Here is a 16,119-nt window from a genome sequence, read left to right on the forward strand (position 1 = left end):
GCGCGTCGCTCACGGCCGACGAGCGGGCTGACTCCTCAGCCAGGCCCCGCCCGCCCCGCCCCGCTCGTCTTGTGAGGAACACCATGCCTTCCGCCCTGCCCACCCGCTTCGGTGTCCAGCTCCCCGACTGGGTGACGTCCGAACTCGCCGACGTCCCCGACACCCTGCCCACCGACGAGGACCGCGTCCGCCTCGTCAACCGGCTCGCCGCCCGCAACCACGAGGAAGGCACCGGCGGACCCTTCGCCGCCCTCGTCGTCGAGACCGGGACCGGCCGCATCCGCTCGGCCGGCGTCAACCTGGTCCTGGCCTCGGGCCTGTCCTCCACCCACGCCGAGGTCGTCGCGCTCTCCCTCGCCCAGGCGGGCCACGGCACCTGGGACCTGGGCGCCCCCGGCGGACCCGCGCTCGAACTCGTCGTCAACTGGCGCACCTGCGTGATGTGTTACGGCGCCGCGATGTGGTCCGGCGTACGACGCCTCCTCATCGCCGGGCACGGCTCCGAGGTCGAGGACCTGACCGGCTTCGACGAAGGCCCCATGCGCGACGACTGGATCGAGGAGTTCGGCCGGCGCGGCATCGAGATCGTCACCGACGTCCTGCGGGACGAGGCCATAGAGGTCCTGCGCGCGTACGGCGAACGCCCGGACGCCGTGGTCTACAACGCGCGGGGACGCGGCTCGATCAACACGCCCGCATGACCGGCGGCGCGAACACGACGTGACCGGACAAGGCTGAACCGGGGTGTGCGGGCCGGCCGCGGCGATGTCTCCCGCCGTCGGCCGCACGCTCCCACGGACAGCGCAGGCCCAGCCCTCTGGAGCCTCCGGAGTTAACCTCGGCAAGCGCATGGCCGGAGCACCGCTGTACGTCGCCACCCCCTGACCGCCGGCCGTGCGACCGACCCACGGAGGCCGCGCGTGCTGCTGCGCCAGCTGGAGTACCTCGTCGCACTCGCCCGAGAACGCCACTTCGCCCGCGCGGCGGCGGCCTGCTACGTCTCGCAGCCCTCGCTGTCCGCCGCGATGAAGAGGCTCGAACACGAGCTGGACGTGCCGATCGTGCGACGCGGCAGACGCTACGAGGGACTCACCCCCGAAGGAGAGGTCGTCCTGGCGTGGGCCCACCGGATTCTCGCCGAACGCGACGCCCTGCGGCAGGAGTTGTCCGCACTGAGAGGCGGACTGACCGGCACCCTGCGGCTCGGGGTCGTACCGACCGCACTGCCGGTCGCCTCCCTGCTGACCACTCCGTTCTGCGAACACCATCCACGCGCCGCCGTGGCCCTGGAGTCGCTGTCGTCGGAGGAGATCCGGCACGGACTGACGGAGTTCGAACTGGACGCGGCGATGACCTATCTGGACGACGACACCCTGCGCCAGGTACGCCGCTTCCCGCTCTACGAGGAGAGGTACGTCCTCCTCACCCCCCTCGACGGACCGCTCGGCGACTGCGAGGCCGCGAGCTGGTCCCAGGCCGCCACGCTGCCGCTGTGCCTGCTCAACTCCCGGATGCGCAACCGGCGCATCATCGACGAGTGCTTCGCCGCCGACGGCGCCACGGCCGCACCCGCGATCGAGTCGGACAGCGTCGCCGGGCTCTACGCGCACCTGCCCGGCGGACGCTGGTCCTGCGTCATCTCGCACGCGTGGCTGCACCTGTTCGGCGTCCCCGACGGAATGCGGGTGGTGCCGTTGAAGGGACCCGCGCACGGGCCCCGGGTCGGACTGGTGGTCGCCCGCACCGAACCCACCCCGGTCCTCACGGACGCACTGGTGAGGGTGGCCCGCGAGGCCGGCGTCCGCGACGCCCTGGACGAGCTGCTCCACTCCTACCTGGGCGGCCCCGGCTGATAGACGCGGTCTATCCCATCATCAAGAGGAACGCTTTGACCAGGGACGACGACCCCGAGGATCGTGAACGGCACCTTCCCGCGACGCCAGTTGAGGAGCCGTGACATGGCCAAGGTGCTCTGTGTCCTGTACGACGACCCCACCGACGGATACCCCACCGAGTACGCGCGCGACGACCTCCCCGTCATCGGCCACTACCCCGGCGGCCAGAGCACCCCGACCCCCGAGGCCGTCGACTTCACGCCGGGCCACCTCCTCGGCAGCGTCTCCGGCGAACTCGGCCTGCGTACCTTCCTGGAGAAGGCCGGTCACACCCTCGTCGTCACCTCCGACAAGGACGGCGCCGGATCGGCCTTCGACCGCGAGCTGGCCGACGCGGACGTCGTGATCTCGCAGCCGTTCTGGCCCGCCTACCTCACCCCGGAGCGCATCGCCGCCGCGCCGAACCTCAAACTGGCGATCACCGCGGGCATCGGCTCCGACCACGTCGACCTCGACGCGGCGGTCGCGCACGGGGTGACGGTCGCCGAGGTGACGTACTCCAACAGCATCAGCGTCGCCGAACACGTCGTCATGATGACGCTCTCCCTGGTCCGCAACTACCTGCCCGCCCATCAGGTCGTCCTCGACGGCGGCTGGAACATCGCCGACTGCGTGGCCCGCTCGTACGACCTGGAGGGCATGCATGTCGGCACCGTCGCCGCCGGCCGCATCGGACTCGCCGTCCTGCGGCGCCTCGCCCCCTTCGACGTGAAACTCCACTACACCGACCGCTACCGGCTGTCCGAGGACATCGAGCGCGAACTCGGCCTCACCTGGCACGACAGCGCGGCCGACATGGTCCCGCACTGCGACGTCGTCACCATCAACGCACCCCTCCACCCCGAGACCGAGGGCCTGTTCGGCGACGAACTGCTCGCCACCATGAAGCGCGGCGCGTACCTCATCAACACGGCGCGGGCGAAGATCGTCGACCGGGACGCCGTCGACCGCGCCCTTCGCGGCGGGCAGCTCGCGGGCTACGCGGGCGACGTCTGGTACCCGCAGCCCGCCCCCGCCGACCACCCCTGGCGCACCATGCCCCACCACGGCATGACCCCCCACATCTCCGGCTCCTCCCTCTCCGCCCAGGCCCGCTACGCGGCGGGCACCCGGGAGATCCTGGAGTCCTGGCTGTCCGGCCGCCCGATCCGCGACGAATACCTCATCGTCGACAGCGGCGCGCTGGCCGGGACCGGTGCGCACTCCTACTCCGTCAACAAGTGACCTACGGAGGCCACCGGGCGGCACGCCGGTGGCCTCCACGCGAGAGGCGCGAGGCGGTGGCGGGCGTCCACGGCCGACCGGCCGACGGCGCGCGTGTCACATGGGCTGTCCACGACTGCCCTACTCGGCGGACGCCCTCAACGCCGTCGCCGTCTCCCTGATCGTCGGATGCCGGTACAGCTCCCGCAGTCGCAGGGCCGGGAGCCCCTGTTCCCGTAGTGCGGCGGTGATCCGGACGGCGAACAGGGAGTTGCCGCCGAGTTCGAAGAAGTCGTCGTCCGGGCCGACGGGTGTGCCGAGGACGTCGCTCCAGATGCGGGTCAGGCGGGCGGTGAGATCGTCGGCTCCGGGTGCCGGCGGCGCCGGGACCTGCCGGGTGCGTGGTGCGGGCAGCTTCGCCGTGTCCAGCTTGCCGTTGGCCGTCAGGGGGAGGGCGTCGAGGGCGGTGACGGTGGCCGGGAGCATGTGCTCGGGGAGGATTTCCGCCGCCCGCCTTCGGACCGCGTGGGGGTCGCTGCCTGGGGTCAGTACGACGTGGGCGTGGATGCGGGCGCTTGCGGGGTCGTCGGGGTTGTGGTGGTGGACGGTGACGGCGGCGGTGTGTACGTGGGGGTCTTCGAGGAGGACGCCTCGGATTTCGTCGAGTTCGATGCGGAAGCCGCGGATTTTGACCTGGGTGTCGATGCGGCCGAGGTGGTCGAGGTGGCCGTCGGGGCGCAGTCGGCCGAGGTCGCCGCTGTGGTAGAGGGTGCCGGTGGTGGTGTGGGGGTCGGGGACGAAGCGCTGGGTGGTGAGGTCGGGGCGGCCGAGGTAGCCGTGGGCGACGCCCTTGCCGCCGACGCAGATCTCGCCCGCGACGCCGGGCGGGAGGAGACGGCCGGCGGGGTCGAGGACGTAGAGGTGCCAGCCGGGCAGCGCGGGGCCGACCGAGCGGGTGCCGGTGAGGGCCTGGGCGCGGGTGAGAGTCTGCTCGGTGACGTGGACGGTCGTCTCGGTGATCCCGTACATGTTGACCAGCCGGCAGGTGGTGGCGGGGTGCCGGTCCATCCACGGCAGCAGTCCCCGGGTGTCGAGGGGTTCGCCTCCGAAGACGACCAGCCGCACCCCGACCTCCCCGTGCTCCACGCTGAGCAGCTGCCCGAAGGCGGAGGGGGTCTGGCTCAGCACGGTGACCTTCTCGGAGACGAGCAGGTCGCGGAAGGTGTCGGGTTCGCGGGAGACCGGGTGGGGGACGACGACGAGGCGTCCGCCGGTCAGGAGGCATCCCCAGATCTCCCACACGGAGAAGTCGAACGCGGCGGAGTGGAACCACGTCCACACGTCCTCGCCACCAAGCCCGTATTCCTCCCGGGTCGCGTCGATGAGGGCGATGACGTTGCGGTGGGGGACGACGACCCCCTTCGGGCGTCCGGTCGAACCGGACGTGTAGATCACGTACGCCGGAGCATCGGCCGTCACCTCCGGCAGCGGCTGGGACTCCCCGTCGCTGAGGAGTTCGTCCGGCGTGACCGGCGCGCACCCCTCCACCTCCGGGAACTCCAGCGCACGTGTCACCACCACGCCCAGCCCCGCGTCCCTCGTGGTGTGGGCGATCCGTTCCGCCGGGTACGCGGGATCGAGCGGAACGTACGTCGCTCCGGCCTTCAGGACCGCCAGGAGGGTGACGACCAACTCGGCCGTGCGCTCCAGACAGACGCCGACCCGGTCACCCACGGCGACACCGTGCGCGACGAGTCCCCTGGCCAATAGGTCGGCCCTCACGTCCAGTTGACGGTACGTCAGTACCTCGGCGCCGTCGCTCAGCGCCTCCCGGTCCGGCGTCCGCGCGACGATCCTCGCGAACGCCTCCGTCATACTCATCGGCTCACTCGTCACCGTACGTGCGGGACGGCCCAGTGCGATCACGCGCTCGCGTTCCTCGGCGTCGAACAACTCGACCTCGTCCAAGGGGACTTCGTCGAGGATCTGCCGGTGCACGTACGCGAGATGCCGGACGAACTGAGCCGCGATCTCCGGGGACACGTGACTCGCGAGGTGATCGGCGCGCAGGTGCCAACCGCCGTCGGGGGAGGGGGAGACGGAGAGGGTGAGGGGGAAGGGCGGGGCCAGGCAGGGGACGTACTCGGCACCCTGGGGGAGCGAGGTGTCCGTGAACAACAGGCCCGCCAGGACCGGGCCTTGGGACTCGACCGGCTTCGACTCCCCGGCGGGGACGGTGAACGTGCCGTGATCCGTGCCGATCACCGGGTCGGACGCGCTGTCGTAACGGCGCAGGGTGAGGGCGAGGGCGGTGAGCCAACTCGGCTCGTCACCAGGGAGATCAGGGAGGCCGGGGGCACCGAGGGGGACGGTCACGGGCGTCGCGACGGCCGCCGGATCTCCCAACCCCCAGACCGGAGGCCCCTGGAGATCCACCGGTGACACCGCCTCCTCCGGGGGCTCACCGGTGACCGCCCCGATCAGCGCCGCGAGCCCCGGACGCGGAGCCACGGTGATCAGGTCGGCGCGGCCGTCGGCGTACCGCAGCAGGACACGCCGTGGACGCCGCGCCGGCCGTGCGAGTTCGAGGGCGCGGCGGCGTGCGGCGAGGGGGTGGTCGGAGGGGACGGGAACGTCCTCGGTCCAGGCGTCCGTGTCGGCGGGGGGTGACGGGATGCGCAGGGCGTGGCAGCGCTGGGCGAGGGACACGGTGCGGCAACTCCTTGGCGATGGAAGGGGGTTAGGTGGTGATGAACCACCGGCACGAACTGTCGGTATGAGCTACCGGCACGAGTTACCGGTATGGACTACCGGCACGTGGCCTCAGCGGGCGCTGAAGCCACCGTCGACGGTCAGAACGGTCCCGGTGATCTGCCGGGACTCGTCGGAGGCGAGGAAGACGACGGCGGCGGCGACGTCCTCGGGTTCGACGAGCGCGTTCATCGGCTGTGCCTCCACGAACGTCTTCTCGTGGTCGTGGACCGGCACCTCCAACGCCCGCGCGATCTCCGCCAGCATCCGCCCCTCCACCCGCGCGTCGTCCCGCACCGATCCGGGACAGACCGCGTTGACGCGGACCTTCGTCGGCGCGTAGTCGAGCGCGGCGGCCTTCGTGAGGCCGACGACGGCGTGCTTGGCGGCGACGTACCCGGCGAAGTGCCGGTACCCCACCAGCCCGGCGGTGGAGGAGACGTTGACGATGCTCCCCGACCGCCGCGCGCTCATGGCCTTGCCGACCTCACGCACGACCCGCCACGCCCCCGACAGGTCCACATCGATGATCAGCGCCCACTCGTCCTCGTCGATCTCGTGCACCGGCTTCCCCGAAGGCGCCGCGATCCCCGCGTTGTTGACGGCGACGTCGATGCCCCCGAACCGGTCGCAGGCCAGCACCACCGCCTCCCGCACGGCGAGCAGGTCACGGATGTCGGCCTCGACCGTCAGCACCGCCGCCCCCGCCTCCCGGCACAGCTCGGCCGTGTGCTCCAACTGCCCCCGCGTACCCAGCGGATACGGCACCCCCGGCAGATCCGCACACACGTCCAGCAGCGTCAGATCCGCCCCCTCCGCCGCACACGCCACCGCGATCGCCCGCCCCAGCCCCCGCGCCGCCCCCGTCACCAACACCGACTTGCCGTCGAGACGCATCGCAGCCCCCTTCACAGCACGGTCGACGCGATGAGCCGGACCAGGGCCGGTGCCGCGTCGACCAGGTACATGTGGCCGCCGGGCACCTCGACGTGCTCGAAGTCGCGGCCCGCGACCTTGGTCCACGCCTCGGCGTCGTCGTAGGTGACCAGGTCGTCGTCCTCGCCGCGCACGACGGTCAGCGGGGCGTCGAGGGGACGGTCGGTGCCCGGGGTGTAGCTTTCGTGCATCTCGACGTCGGCACGTAGCGTGGGCAAGATCATGTCGCGCATCTCAGGGTCGTCGAGGGCGGGGTGGCGGTAGCCGGCGAACTCGGCGACGCGGTCGAGGAACTCGTCGTCGGAGAGGCCGGTGGCGTGCCGGTCGCGTCCGTCGGCGGGTTCGGGGGAGCCGCTGGCGAAGAGGTGGACGACTTCGACTCCGGGGCTCTCGACGAGGCGGTGGGCCAGTTCGTAGGCGAGGATCGCGCCGAGACTGTGCCCGAAGAGCGCGAACCGGCCGCCGTCAGGGGCCAGTTGGTCCATCAGGCCGTCGACGGCCGCGGAGACGTTCCGGTAGGGCTCGTCGTCGATGAGGCGTTCCCGGCCGGGGAGTTGGAGGGGGACGATCTCAAGTCCCTCGCCGGCGAGAGCGGTCCAGGGCCGGTAGAAGGAGGCCCCGGCGCCCGCGTAGGGCAGGCACAGGAGGCGGATCGGGGTGTCGGTCATGGGTGAGGGTCTCCTCGGAGGGGCCGGACAAGGTCGGAAGGGCCGGAAAGGGTCGGAGGGGCCGGACAAGGGTCGGGGGTCAGGCGAGCACGCCGGCCAGTTCGGCGGCTTCCACGGCGGTGCGCAGCGCGCCCGCCGCGCGGTCGGGTGCGGGGAGGCCGGGGCCCACGGGCAGGACGTTGAGGGTGGTGACGCCCGCCTCGGCGAACGCGGCGACGCGCTCCGCGATGCGTTCGCGCGGCCCGAGCAGGGCGACGGCATCGAGGAACTCCAGCGGGACGGCGGCCATCGCCCCGGGGTAGTCCCCCTTCAGGAACCGCTCCTGGACGGCGCGCGCCCCCTCCCCGAACCCCATCCGTTCGGCCAGCAGCGTGTAGTGGTTGTCGTCCCGCCCGCCCATCCCCCCGAGGTACAGGGCGGCGTACCCCCGTACCCGCCGGGCGCAGGCCCGCCAGTCGTCCCCGGTCACCAGCGGGACCGTGGGGGCGATGTCGAAGCCGTCGAGCGTACGCCCGGCCCGCGTCAACCCGGTGCGCAGGGAGTCCAGTTGGCGGCCGGCGTGCTCAGGGGTGAAGAACACGGGAAGCCAGCCGTCGGCGATCTCCCCGGCCAGTTCGAGGTTCTTCGGGCCGAGCGCCGCGAGGTACACGGGAATCCGCTCGCGAGGCGGCCGGACGGTGAGCGTCAGGGCCTTGCCTGGGCCGTCGGGCAGAGGCAGCGTGAAGTGCTTCCCCCGCTGTTCCAGCGGCTCGCGGCGCAGCGCCTTGCGCACCAGCCCGACGTACTCGCGGGTCCGCCCCAGCGGGGAGCCGAACCTGACGCCGTGCCAGCCCTCGGAGACCTGGGGGCCCGAGACGCCGAGGCCGAGGCGGAGCCGGCCACCCGAGAGGGTGTCGAGGGTGGCGGCGGTCATGGCGGTCGTCGCGGGGGTGCGGGCGGGGATCTGGAGGACGGCGGTGCCGACGTCGATCCGGCTGGTGCGGGCGGCGATGTACGACAGAACGGTGACGGCGTCGGAGCCGTACGCCTCGGAGACCCAGACCGCCGCGTAGCCCAGGTCCTCGGCGAGGGCGGCGAGGGGGAGGTTCGTGGCGTCGTTGGCGCCGGTCCAGTAGCCGAGGTTGAGGCCGAGCCGCAGCTTGTTCATGGGGGGCTCCTGTCGGTCAGCGGCTCGTGCGGGCGCGGTAGCGCCAGGTGGCGAGGGCGGCGCAGACTGCGGTCAGCAGCAGCGAGCTCGTGACGGTGTAGAGGACGGGGTGGGCGGCGGGCCAGTCGTGCTGGAGGGCGAAGCCGGGCGGGGGCGCGTTGCCGAAGAGCTGCCGCAGCGCGCCCGCCACGGAGGTGATCGGGTTCCAGGCGGCGATGGTGGGCAGCGGTCCGGGGAGGGTGGCGCCGGAGACGAAGCCGGAGGAGATGAAGGTGGCCGGGAAGAGCCAGATCAGGCCGAGTCCGGCGGCCACCTGGACGTTCGGGGCGATGAGGGCGACGAGGATGCCGATCCAGGACATGGCGTAGGAGAAGAGGAGGACGAGGCCGAATCCGGCGGCGACCTCGGCGGGGCCGGCGTTCGGGCGCCAGCCCATCAGGAGCCCGCACAGGGTGGTGACGGCGATGCTGACGGCTGAGGTGGCGAGGTCGGAGAGGGTCCGGCCGAGGAGCAGCGCGATCCGGGACATGGGCAGGGTACGGAACCGGTCGACCATGCCCTCCTCCAGATCGCGGGCGAGGCCGACGGTGGTGTAGGTGGTGGTGAAGGCGGCGGTCTGGGCGATGAGTCCGGCGACCAGGTAGGAGCGGTAGGCGCCGCCGCCGAGGCTGTTGCCGAAGACGTAGCCGATCAGCATCGCGTAGACGACGGGTTCGACGAGCGAGGAGACCAGGAGGCCGGGGCTGCGGCGGACGTGCAGCAGGTTGCGGACGGCGAGGTCGGTGCTCTCGGCCGCGATCCGGACCGGCGGAGTGCGTCGTACGGCGAACGTCTGGAAGGTCAACTCGCCGCCTCCTGCGGGGTTTTGTGGCGCCGGGAGCCGGTGAGGGAGAGGAACACGTCGTCGAGGGTGGCGCGGCTCAGGCCGATCTCCAGGGGCTCGACCCCGTCGGCGTCCAGTTCGGCGAGGGCGCGGCCGAGGGTGGTGCGGCCGTCGGCGGCGGTCGCCTCGATACGGCGGGCGCGGTGGTCCACGGCGGGAACGGTGCCGGTGGCGCGGGCGACGGCGCGGGCCGCCGTGTCGAGCTGGCCGGCGTCGGCGACGTGCAGGACGAGGCGCTGTCCGGCGGCGGCCTTGAGTTCGTCGCTGGTGCCCTCGGCGACGACCCGGCCGTGGTCGATGACCGTGATGCGGTCGGCGAGCCGGTCGGCCTCCTCCAGGTACTGAGTGGTGAGCAGCACGGTGGTGCCGCCGGAGGCGAGTTCGGCGACGGCGTCCCAGGTGTCCAGGCGGCTCTCGGGGTCGAGGCCGGTGGTGGGTTCGTCGAGGACGACGACGGGGGGCGCGCCGACGAGTGCGGCGGCCAGGTCGAGGCGTCTGCGCATACCGCCGGAGTAGGTGCCGGCCGGGCGGTCGGCGGCGTCGGTGAGGCGGAATCTGGCCAGGAGTTCACCGGCCGTGGCCCGTGCGGTGCGGCGGGCGGCGCCGCGCAGCCGGGCCACGAGAAAGAGGTTCTCGCGGCCGGTCAGGGCGGCGTCGACGGTGGCGTACTGGCCGGCCACCCCGAGGGAGGAGCGCACATTTTCGGCCTCGTCCAGCACATTCCAGCCATTCACGAGGACGCTTCCTGAATCCTGTCTGAGAAGGGTCGTGAGAATTCTTACCAGGGTGGTTTTCCCGGCACCGTTCGGGCCCAGCAGCCCCCTCACCTCGCCCGGGGCGACCTCCAGATCGAGGCCGTTCAGCGCCGGTTTTCCACGGAATCCCTTACGGACGTCCTGAACCAGGACAGCCGACGCTGCGTGGGGGTGCATGGCTGAGCAACTCGTCTCTGGTGGGGGTGACTTGAATGTGGTCGGGATCGTTTATACGCCTGGCGGCGGGGTTGGGAACCCCCCGAAATGTTCAAGATCTTTTGGCTTCGCCTTGACCTTTATCGGTCCGTGATTTGACCTCCAGTCATCTTTCGGGGCGTACCTTCTGCACCGTGCGAGAATTACTGACTTCGCTCAGAGAACGAGCCGCTCGTGATCCGCAGGAAACAGCCGCATTTTTTGTTTCCGGCTCCACCGACCTCGATATATCGACCCGCAGTTACGCGGAACTCGATCTCCATTCCCGGCGCATCGCCTCCTGGCTCCAGGAGCGCTTCTCCCCAGGCGACCGGGCCCTCCTCGCCTACTCACCCGGCCTGGAGTTCGTGACCGCGTTCTTCGCCTGCGTCTACGCGGGGATGATCGCGGTCCCCGCCCCCGTCCCGGCCCGTTCCGGCCACCAGCACCGCAGACTCGCCGCCATCGCCCGGGACGCGGGCGTACGCGTGGTCCTCACGCAGGAGGAGGACCGGCGGACGCTGGAGAAGTGGTCCGCCGACGCCGGCCTCCCGGACCTGCTCGTGCACCCCACCGACGGCGGCGCCGGCGATCCGGACGCCTGGCGCGCACCGGCCGTCACCCCCGGCAGCATCGCCCTCCTCCAGTACACGTCCGGTTCGACCGGCGACCCCAAGGGCGTCATGGTCAGCCACGGCAACCTGACGCTGAACGGCGAGTGCATCGCCGACGCGCTCGGTCTCGGCCCGGACGCCCGCTACGGCGGCTGGATTCCGCTGTACCACGACATGGGTCTGATCGGGGTCATGCTCCCCGGCATCCTCCTCGGGCGCGGCTACGTCCAGCTGGACTCCCTGTCCTTCCTGCGCAACCCCTTCCAGTGGCTGCGCATGATGGACGAGCTGGACATCGCGATGACCGCCTCACCGGACTTCGGCTACGACATCTGCGTCCGCCGCGTCACCGACGAGCAGCTCGCCACGCTGGACCTGTCCCGGCTGCGGGCCGCCGTGAACGGCTCCGAACCGGTCCGGTCCGTCACCCTGGACCGGTTCCAGGAGCGGTTCGGCCCGGCGGGGTTCCGGGCCGAGACGATGGTCCCCATGTACGGGCTCGCCGAGGCGACCCTGATGGCCTCCGGCACCGGCGGCCGGGTCCCGCTGCGCACCCCCGTCGGGGTGGCCGCCCTGGAGCGCGGGCTTCTCGCCCCGGCCGGGGAGGGCGAGGAGGCCCGCACACTCACCGGGTGCGGCACCGACAGCGGTTCCGAGACGGTGATCGTCGACCCCGAGACCCGTGAGGTGCTGTCCGACGGGCGGATCGGCGAGATCTGGCTCACCGGCCCCTGTGTCGCCCACGGCTACTGGGAGAACGCGACCGCGACGGACGCCGCCTTCCGGGCCCGCACCGCCGACGGCCAGGGCCCCTACCTGCGCACCGGCGACCTCGGAGGCTGGCTCGACGGCGACCTGTACGTCACGGGCCGCCGCAAGGACGTCCTCGTCGTCCACGGACGCAACCTCTATCCGCACGACATCGAGGACGAACTCCGCGAGTGCCACGAGGAGTTGGACGGGCTACTGAGCGCGGTGTTCATGGTCGGCGGGACCGACGGCGTCGACGCCGAACCCGTGGTCGTCGTTGTGCAGGAGACCCGGGAACAGGCCGGCTCCGACGAACTGCCGGCGCTGGCCGCGACGGTCAAGCAGTTCGTGGCCCGCGAGTTCGGGGTACCTGTCGGCGGGGTCGCCCTGGTCAGGCCGCGCTCGGTCCGCCGGACCACCAGCGGCAAGATCCAGCGGGCCGCGATGCGAGAGCTGTACGTCACCGGGCAGCTCGGGCCCGTGCTGCTCAGCGAGGACCCGCTGCTGACGGCCGCGCTCGCCGGACGGCGCCGGGAGGGGGCCCGATGACGACGGCGACCGCGCTGGAGGCGCTGCTCACCGGGTCCGACGCCTTCGAGCCCGCTGAACTCGCCGCGCTCGACGAGCGGGAAGAGTTCCCGGCCCGGGCGGCACGCGCCCTCGACGAGGCGGGGCTCGCCGCGCACTACATCCTGTCGCGGGGCAGCGAGACCCCGAACGGCGAGACCCCGAACGGCGAGACCCCGAACGGCAACACCCCGAACGGCAACAGCTCGGACCGCAACGCCTCGGACGGGGTCACCTCGGACGGGGACACCCCGCACGGCGGCCTCCCCGAGACCGTCCGCCTGCTGCGCGCCGTCGCCCGCCGCGATCTCACCGTCGCCATCGCCCACGGCAAGACGTTCCTCGGCTCGGTCCCGGTCTGGATCGCCGGCACCCCGGAACAGTCCGCCGCCCTCGCCGGCCGGGTCCTCGCGGGCGACACCGTCTGCTGGGGGCTGACCGAACGCGGCCACGGCGCCGACCTGCTCGCGGGCGAGTTCTCCGCGACGGCGCTGGACGGGGACGGGCTGGCCGGAGACGGGCGGAACGGGGACGGGCGGAACGGGGGCGAGCTGGGTGGCGGCTGGCGGCTCGACGGCGAGAAGTGGCTCATCAACAACGCCACCCGATCCGCACTCGCCTGCGTCCTGGCCCGCACGGACCCGGCTGGCGGCGCGCGCGGCTTCAGCCTCTTCCTCGTCGACAAGAAGGCGCTGCCCGAAGGGAGTTGGCGCCCCCTGCCGAAGGTCCGCACACACGGCATCCGGGGCGCGGACATCAGCGGCTTCGCCCTCGACCGCGCCGAGATCCCCGCCGGCGCGCTGATCGGCGAGGAAGGCGGCGGCCTCCCGGTCGTCCTCAAATCCCTCCAACTGACACGTATCACGTGCGTCTCCCTCTCCCTCGGCGCCACCGACCACGCGCTGCGCCTGGCCCGGGAGTTCGCGGCCGGCCGAGAGCTGTACGGCCGCCGCCTGTCCGCCGTACCCCATGTCCGGCGGGCCCTCGGCCGGGCCGCCGCCCAGGCGCTGACCGCCGAGGCGGTGACCCTGCTGTCCACCCGCTCGGTCCACACCCTGCCGGGTGAACTGAGCGTCGTCTCCGCGCTGACGAAGGCGTTCGTGCCGTCACTGGTCCAGCGCACGCTGACCGGGATCGGCGAACTCCTCGGCGTACGCGGCTTCCTCACCTCGCCGCCCGGCGGGGGGTTCGCGAAGCTGGAGCGCGACCACCGGATCGTCTCGATCTTCGACGGCAGCACAACCGTCAACCGCGCCGCACTCATCAGCCAACTCCCACGACTGGGCCGCCAGTTGGCCAAGGGCCGGACCGACGCGGAAGGGCTACGGACGGCCGCCGACCTCACCGCCCCCCTCCCCGCCTTCGACCCGGCCCGCCTCGCCCTGCTGTCGCCCACCGGATGCAGCGCGGTCCAGGCCCTCCCCGAGGCCGTCGAACGAGCCGCCCTCCCCTTCCCCTCCCGGCTCCTCGACGGACTCGCCACGGACGCCTCCGCGCTCGTCCCGGCGACGGGCGGCCTGCCCAGCACGGCCTTCGCCCTCGCCGAACGCTACGAACACGCCTACGCGGCGGCGGCCTGCCTCCTGCTCTGGCTGGAGAACCCGCCCCTGCGCACGGGCCGCCTCGGCAAGGACGCCCTCTGGCTCCGCGCCTGCCTCGCCGCCCTGGCGGACGAGGACGACACCGAGGCGTACGACGCCCTCGCGGACGTCCTTCTCGACCGCTCTGCCCCGGAGTTCACCCTCCTGGAGGCCACCGTATGACCGCCCACCCCCTCGCCCCGGCCCGCGCCGACGACCTCGACCGGCTCCTCGGCCCCCTCTTCGACGACACCAACCCCACCGGCGCCACCGAGATCCTCGCCGCCGACGAACGCGCCGAGATGCTCGCCGCCGGCGAGAAGGCCCTCCACACCTACGGCCTCAACGCGGAGTTCGTGCCCGAGGCGCTCGGCGGACGCCTCACCCGTGCCGACCACCTCGCCGAGGTGCTGCGCACCGTCTATCGGCGCGACCCCGCGCTCGGCCTCGGCCACGGGGTCAGCTCCCTCATCGCGGGCGTCACCCTGTGGACGGCCGGCGACACCCGGCAGACCCGGCACGCGGCGGACCTGCTGCTCGACGGACGCCGGATCGCCATCGCCTTCCACGAACTGGCCCACGGCAACGACATGGCGGGCATGGAGTTCGCCGCCACCCCCGCCGGGGACGGACTGCTGCTCAGCGGGCGCAAGGAGGTCGTCACCAACATCGGACGCGCGGACGCGCTGGTCGTGCTCGCCCGCACCGACCCCCGCCCCGGCGCACGCTCCCACTCCCTGGTCCTGCTCGACCGGACCGCCGCCGACCGGGCCCACGTCGTCGACCTGCCCCGGTTCGCGACCGCCGGCATGCGCGGCGTCCAGCTCGGCGGCCTGTCCTTCGACCAACTCCCGGTCTCCCGAGACGCGTTGCTCGGCCCGGCCGGCTCCGGCCTGGAGAACGCCCTCAAGGCGCTCCAGACGACCCGCACGGTCCTGCCCGCGATGGCGACCGGCACCCTCGACACCGGGCTGCGGATCGCCGTACGGCACCTCACCGAGCGCCGGCTGTACGGCGGGGCGGCCGTCGATCTCCCGTACGTCCGCTCCACGCTGGCCGGTGTCTTCGCCGACCTGCTGCGCGCGGAGGCCCTGTCGGCGGTCGGGGCACGTGCCCTGCACCTGCTGCCCCGGTCGGCGAGTGTGTACGCGTCGGCGGTGAAGTTCGAGGTGTCCCGGCTGCTTCTGGAGGCGATGGACCGGCTGGCGGAGCTCCTGGGCGCCCACTTCTACCTCCGTGAGGGCCCGACCGGACTGTTCCAGAAGCTGCTGCGCGACCTCGCCCCCGTCGGCTTCGGCCACATCGCCCGCGCCGCCTGCCAGATGAGCCTGCTCGCCCAACTCCCGCTGCTGGGCCGCAGATCCTGGACCCGGCCCGGCGCGGACCCGGCCCCGGACGGCCTGTTCGCCCTCACCGGAGACCTGCCGCCGCTGCCGTTCGGCGCACTCGCCCTGCACGCCTCGGGCCGCGACCCGCTGGCCGGCTCCCTGCACGCCCTCGCCGACGCGCCCTGGGACCCGGGCCACGCCGGCTTGCGTGAGGCGGCGCGGACTGACAGCGCCGAACTCGCCGCGCTGGGCGCCCTGTGCGCCACACTGTCGCCCGTCGACCTCGGAGTGGACGCCCGGCCCGAGCACTACGACCTCGTCACCTGCTACACCCGCCTCCTCACCCGCACGGCCTGCCTGCACGTCTGGCGCCACTCCGAGCCCGGCACCTTCCTCGCCGACCCCGCCTGGGCGCGCGCCGCGCTGTGCCGATCGGACGCCGGACCGCTGCCGGTCCCGGTCGAGGACGCCCTCGTCACCGAACTGACGCACCGCCACCGCGCGGGCCTCTCCTACGGGCTGACCGCCCGCCCGGTGTCCTGAGCACCCACCCTCTCCTTCCTTCTTCCGTACCGTCCCCACAGGAAATGAGACCCCCCATGACCGCTGACGTGCACGCCTGGCTGACCGACCGGGTGGCGACCTACCTGCGACGCTCGCCGGAGGGTCTGGACACGTCCGTGCCGCTGGCCGACTACGGCCTGGACTCGCTGACGGCGCTGGCCATCACCGCCGACATCGAGGACGAGTTCGACGTCACCGTCGACGACGCGCTGACCTGGGACCACCCCACGATCGACGCGCTCGCCGAGGTCGTCGGCAACCTGGTCGAACAGGGGGCCTGAAC

Annotated in this window: 13 protein-coding genes; 7 read left to right on the forward strand and 6 right to left on the reverse strand. The window is 72.4% G+C overall.

The features are described from left to right. Positions 1–83: 83 nt before the first annotated feature. From ABZX85_RS42235 to ABZX85_RS42245, 3 genes are all read left to right on the forward strand, one after another. Positions 84–701: a nucleoside deaminase gene (locus ABZX85_RS42235; protein ID WP_355881798.1), complete on the forward strand. Its 618-nt coding sequence runs from the start codon at positions 84–86 to the stop codon at positions 699–701. A gap of 219 nt (positions 702–920) precedes the next feature. Then, positions 921–1,853: a LysR family transcriptional regulator gene (locus tag ABZX85_RS42240; protein ID WP_355881801.1), complete on the forward strand. Its 933-nt coding sequence runs from the start codon at positions 921–923 to the stop codon at positions 1,851–1,853. Between the two features lie 105 nt (positions 1,854–1,958). Beyond that, entirely contained in the window at positions 1,959–3,119 is a 1,161-nt protein-coding gene (locus ABZX85_RS42245; protein ID WP_355881804.1) for an NAD-dependent formate dehydrogenase, read from the forward strand. Between the two features lie 120 nt (positions 3,120–3,239). Here ABZX85_RS42245 and ABZX85_RS42250 read toward each other — a convergent pair whose 3' ends face one another. The 6 genes from ABZX85_RS42250 to ABZX85_RS42275 all read right to left on the reverse strand — a co-directional run bounded on the left by ABZX85_RS42250 (position 3,240) and on the right by ABZX85_RS42275 (position 10,415). Further along, positions 3,240–4,973, reverse strand: a complete 1,734-nt coding sequence (locus tag ABZX85_RS42250; protein ID WP_355881965.1) for an amino acid adenylation domain-containing protein — start codon at positions 4,971–4,973, stop codon at positions 3,240–3,242. 948 nt (positions 4,974–5,921) lie between these two features. Further along, positions 5,922–6,746 (reverse strand): SDR family oxidoreductase, encoded by an 825-nt coding sequence (locus tag ABZX85_RS42255; RefSeq protein WP_355881807.1) that lies wholly within the window; start codon positions 6,744–6,746, stop codon positions 5,922–5,924. 11 nt (positions 6,747–6,757) lie between these two features. Beyond that, positions 6,758–7,453, reverse strand: coding sequence for an alpha/beta fold hydrolase (locus tag ABZX85_RS42260; protein WP_355881810.1), 696 nt, complete (start codon positions 7,451–7,453; stop codon positions 6,758–6,760). Between the two features lie 79 nt (positions 7,454–7,532). Then, a complete protein-coding gene (locus tag ABZX85_RS42265) occupies positions 7,533–8,591 on the reverse strand; it encodes an LLM class F420-dependent oxidoreductase (protein ID WP_355881967.1) in 1,059 nt (352 codons plus the stop codon). Between the two features lie 25 nt (positions 8,592–8,616). Then, complete coding sequence (locus ABZX85_RS42270; protein WP_355881813.1) at positions 8,617–9,444, reverse strand: ABC transporter permease; 828 nt, start codon at positions 9,442–9,444, stop codon at positions 8,617–8,619. Further along, complete coding sequence (locus ABZX85_RS42275) at positions 9,441–10,415, reverse strand: ATP-binding cassette domain-containing protein (protein WP_355881816.1); 975 nt, start codon at positions 10,413–10,415, stop codon at positions 9,441–9,443. Before ABZX85_RS42275 ends, ABZX85_RS42270 begins: the two co-directional genes overlap by 4 nt. A 173-nt stretch (positions 10,416–10,588) precedes the next feature. On the opposite strand from ABZX85_RS42275, the gene ABZX85_RS42280 reads away from it, so the two are divergent. From ABZX85_RS42280 to ABZX85_RS42295, 4 genes are read left to right on the forward strand one after another with little or no spacing between them, the layout of a single operon-like run. Continuing rightward, entirely contained in the window at positions 10,589–12,346 is a 1,758-nt protein-coding gene (locus tag ABZX85_RS42280) for a fatty acyl-AMP ligase (RefSeq protein WP_355881819.1), read from the forward strand. After that, positions 12,343–14,127: an acyl-CoA dehydrogenase gene (locus tag ABZX85_RS42285; protein ID WP_355881821.1), complete on the forward strand. Its 1,785-nt coding sequence runs from the start codon at positions 12,343–12,345 to the stop codon at positions 14,125–14,127. The genes ABZX85_RS42280 and ABZX85_RS42285 overlap by 4 nt, the downstream gene beginning before the upstream one ends. Beyond that, entirely contained in the window at positions 14,124–15,815 is a 1,692-nt protein-coding gene (locus ABZX85_RS42290; protein WP_355881824.1) for an acyl-CoA dehydrogenase, read from the forward strand. Before ABZX85_RS42285 ends, ABZX85_RS42290 begins: the two co-directional genes overlap by 4 nt. 56 nt (positions 15,816–15,871) lie before the next feature. Then, positions 15,872–16,117 carry an acyl carrier protein gene (locus ABZX85_RS42295; protein ID WP_355881827.1) on the forward strand — a complete coding sequence of 82 codons (246 nt, stop codon included), beginning with the start codon at positions 15,872–15,874 and terminating at the stop codon, positions 16,115–16,117. Positions 16,118–16,119 lie beyond the last annotated feature (2 nt).

This window comes from Streptomyces sp. NPDC004539 (assembly GCF_040610055.1).
Lineage (GTDB): Bacteria > Actinomycetota > Actinomycetes > Streptomycetales > Streptomycetaceae > Streptomyces.